Raw genomic sequence first — 3,721 nt, 5'->3', positions numbered from 1 at the left:
TCCATGTTCGCGACATCGCTCATCCCGATACCGAAGCACAGCGCGACGATGTGCTCGATGTGCTTGGAGAACTGGGCGTAGCGGGCGAAACCGCGCTCGATCGGGAAGAGGGCGACCCCGAGCCGCCGCCGATCATCGAGGCGTGGAACAAGCTGGACCTGCTGAGCGAAGAGGATGAGGCGCTGGTCCGGGAACAGGCCGCACGGCGCGACGATGTCGTGATCCTGTCGGCTCTGACGGGCGAGGGCGTCGATGCGTTACAGCGCACGATCAGCGACCGGATGACAAGGGGCGCCAAGGTCTATGGCCTGCGCATTCCTGTGGCCGACGGCGCGGCGCTGGCCTGGTTGCATGAACATGGCGAGGTTCTGTTGACCACGGTCGAGGGCGAGGAAACGCGCGTGGAGGTTCGTCTGTCCGACGCCGGTTTCGCGCGCTTTGCCAAGCGGGGAGGGGGTTAGGCCGCAACTGTGCTTCCAATCGCCCAAGCAAATCCTTCGCTTGCGCCTCGGCGTCGCCTCCCTATCTCTGTCGCCTCGTTCGAATCGCAGTTTGAAGGCCTGATATGACCGCCACCCATTCCACCCGTATGCTCATCCTCGGTTCCGGCCCGGCCGGCCTGTCCGCCGCCATCTATGGCGCGCGCGCGGGTCTGGCGCCGATCGTCGTGCAGGGGATGCAGCCAGGTGGACAGCTGACCATCACCACCGACGTGGAAAATTATCCTGGCTTCAAGGATGTGATCCAGGGACCGTGGCTGATGGAGCAGATGCAGGCGCAGGCCGAGCATGTCGGCGCGCAGATGATGTACGATCAGATCGTCGACATCGACCTGTCCGAACGGCCTTTCCGCCTCAAGGGCGACAGCGGCACTCTCTATGTCGCCGACACGCTGGTCATCTGCACCGGCGCGCAGGCCAAGTGGCTGGGCGTCGAGGGGGAGGAGCATCTTCAGGGCAAGGGCGTCAGCGCCTGCGCGACCTGCGACGGCTTTTTCTATCGCGGCAAGAAGGTCGTCGTGATCGGCGGCGGCAATACCGCTGTCGAGGAAGCGCTCTACCTCACCAACCACAGCCATGACGTGACGCTGATCCACCGCCGCGACACGCTGCGCGCGGAGAAGATTCTTCAGGCTCGTCTGCACGCGCATCCAAACATCAAGGTGCTTTGGAACAAGGCCGTCGACAGGTTCGTCGGCGGCGGCGCGCCCGAAGGTCTGGTCGGCGTCGACCTGATCGACACGGTCACGGGCGAACAGTCGCATGTGCCGACCGATGGCGGCTTCGTCGCGATCGGCCATCACCCCGCGACCGAACTGTTCGAAGGCAAGCTGCCGCTCGACGAAGGCTATATCGTGGTGGAAAAGGGCACGACCCGCACGGCCATACCAGGAGTCTTCGCGGCGGGCGACGTCACCGACAAGATCTACCGCCAGGCCGTAACCGCCGCTGGCATGGGGTGCATGGCCGCGCTCGACGTCGAGAAATTCCTGGCCGAAGCCGATTTCGAGGAACTGGTGGAGGCTTGAGATAGCCTCTTTCGTTTTGAGCCGGTCGGGAAGCGTGAGTTTCCGCTTCTCGACTTGCTCCAAGCGAGCGGCTGCTGCTTAGCCGACCTTGACCTGCGCGAACGCCACCAGCGACCCGAACGTCTCGAACGTGTCGCCGTCGATATCGTCATCCTCGATCAGGATGTCGAAACGGTCCTCGATCTCGGTAAGCAGGCCGGCGACGGCCATCGAGTCCAGTTCCGGCAGTGCGCCGAACAGCGGCGTGTCCGCATCGAACGCGTCGACACGATCCTGCGAGAGGCCCAGGACGTCGCGCAGCAGCGCCCGCATCTGGCTTTCCACATCGATGGTCCGGTCGACCGGCTGAGAATTTTGCGCCCTCATGATGGGCGCTTAAATAGAGGGGTGTGGTCTAACCTACAAGCGCGGATATTGCGGTGCGGGCTGCGGGTAGCCAGGCCGACGCGAAGCGCGGGTTGAAGGCGTCGATCTGATGGAGCGAAATGCGTCGTTCCATCCAGTCGGTCTTGTAGCCATTATCGCCCGTGCCATAGTCGATCAACGCGACCCGATCGCCGTCGATCGCCTGCGCAAACATGGCGTGGCTGAGCAGCGTGCCTGGCGATCCGCTGTCATGGGCGCTGTCATGGCTGAGCTTGTGGATCAGCGCGGTCCCATTTTCGATCGTCCAGAACTGTGTCGCCACGGGACGCCCGTCCAGTCGGGCAAAGCCGAGCCGAAGCGTGCCCGCAGCGCTTTCCTGCTCGGCGAGGGTGCGCAGGAAATCGAGGCCGGTGGTCGGTTCCGCCTCCTTCCAACTGCGCGCATGGACATCGACATAGTCGCGCCAAAGATCGTCGGTGAGAGCGTGGCTGATCGACAGGGTATAGGGGCTGTTCCGTCCCTTGCGCCGGATCAGGCTGCGCAGGCGGCCGGGCCGTGAGTCCCAGTAATCGGCGAAGCTGCGCCCTTCCACGGGTAGCAGGTGCCGGCCGCCCATGGGGCGCTGCACCGTGAACCAGCCCGCACGGCGCAGCGCGGTAACGAGGGACGCGCTTTCTTCCAGCGGATAGAGGTCGATTTGCGCATGATGAGCGAGCAAGGCGCCGGCGATCGCCTCCAGCAGGCGTTGCTGGACGGCGCTGTCGGGCGCGCCGAGAAAAACCGGCGCCCAGGAGAAACTGTACCAGTTGGCAAGCGCGCTGACCATGCGCGGGGCGGGGGATAGCAGGAACAGCCACACCTCTGCGCCGTCATCTTCCGCGCCAAGAATATGAACCGGGCTATCGGGAAAGCAGTGGCGATGCAGCGTCTCGAACCAGTCGAGACGGTCGAACAGGACCGGCACATGGGCGCGATCCAGCCGACCGGCGAGCGCCTGCTGCACTTCCTTTAGGCTATGATATTCCCTTGGTGCCCGCAACCGACTATCTCCGCGTCCGTCACGATACGCATAGGAGAAGAATCTGCACATGGGGTTAAGCGCATGGGAGTCGAGCGGCCGTGACTGAAAATTTCCCCATGATCGACGGGACGCAGGTGCGACCGCTCGATCATCTGCTGCTGAGCGGTGATCCGGTGCATCTTGCGCTGGACGGGCGTTCGGGCAGCTACAGCTATGCCGAACTGGAGGAAACGCTGGGCCGGCTTGCCGGCTGGCTGGCGGGGTTCGGGCTGGAGCCGGGCGCGCGCGTCGCGAGTTGGATGGCCAAGGGGCCGGTCGCGGCGCTGATGCCGCTCGCCGCGCCGCGCGCGGGCCTCGTCCATGTGCCGATCAATCCGCTGCTGAAACACGGCCAAGTCGCCCATATCCTGTCCGACAGCGGCGCGATGCTGCTGATCGGCACCGCAGCGCGGCTGGATAGCCTCCAATCGGGTGACGTCCCTGCGGTCTGTCGGTTGCTGCGCGAGGATGACGCCGCCTGCGCCATGAGCGGTGGGCAGGCGATCGGCCCATCGAGCGCGCAACCAGGCGACCTGGCGGCGATCCTCTATACCAGCGGCTCGACCGGCAGGCCGAAGGGGGTGGTGCTGACCCACGCCAATCTCTGGCTGGGTGCGGTGGCGGTGGCCGATTATCTGAAGCTGATGCCGCAGGATCGCACCGCTTGCGTCCTGCCTTTCAGCTTCGATTATGGGCAGAATCAGCTGTTTTCCACCTGGTATGCTGGCGGATGCGTCTATCCGCTTGGCTATCTGACGCCGCGTGAC

General features: G+C 64.5%; 4 protein-coding genes and 1 pseudogene. 3 read left to right on the top strand and 2 right to left on the bottom strand.

The features are described from left to right. Positions 1-461, top strand: a pseudogene (locus tag VMR39_RS29130) (GTPase HflX); the annotation flags it as partial. A gap of 104 nt (positions 462-565) precedes the next feature. After that, positions 566-1,528, top strand: a complete 963-nt coding sequence (gene trxB / locus VMR39_RS29125) for a thioredoxin-disulfide reductase (protein WP_325421825.1) — start codon at positions 566-568, stop codon at positions 1,526-1,528. Between the two features lie 78 nt (positions 1,529-1,606). On the opposite strand, the gene VMR39_RS29120 is transcribed toward trxB, so the two are convergent. Both VMR39_RS29120 and VMR39_RS29115 read right to left on the bottom strand, forming a co-directional pair. Continuing rightward, positions 1,607-1,894: an acyl carrier protein gene (locus tag VMR39_RS29120; protein WP_325421823.1), complete on the bottom strand. Its 288-nt coding sequence runs from the start codon at positions 1,892-1,894 to the stop codon at positions 1,607-1,609. A gap of 28 nt (positions 1,895-1,922) precedes the next feature. Further along, positions 1,923-2,933: a GNAT family N-acetyltransferase gene (locus VMR39_RS29115; RefSeq protein ID WP_325421821.1), complete on the bottom strand. Its 1,011-nt coding sequence runs from the start codon at positions 2,931-2,933 to the stop codon at positions 1,923-1,925. Between the two features lie 98 nt (positions 2,934-3,031). Here VMR39_RS29115 and VMR39_RS29110 point away from each other — a divergent pair. Then, on the top strand, positions 3,032-3,721 hold a 690-nt coding region (locus tag VMR39_RS29110; RefSeq protein WP_325421827.1), incomplete at its 3' end, for an AMP-binding protein.

The organism is Sphingobium sp., assembly GCF_035511395.1.
Classification (GTDB): domain Bacteria; phylum Pseudomonadota; class Alphaproteobacteria; order Sphingomonadales; family Sphingomonadaceae; genus Sphingobium.
Note: the sequence above shows the minus strand (reverse complement) of the source record. Positions and strands in the feature narration are given on the sequence as shown.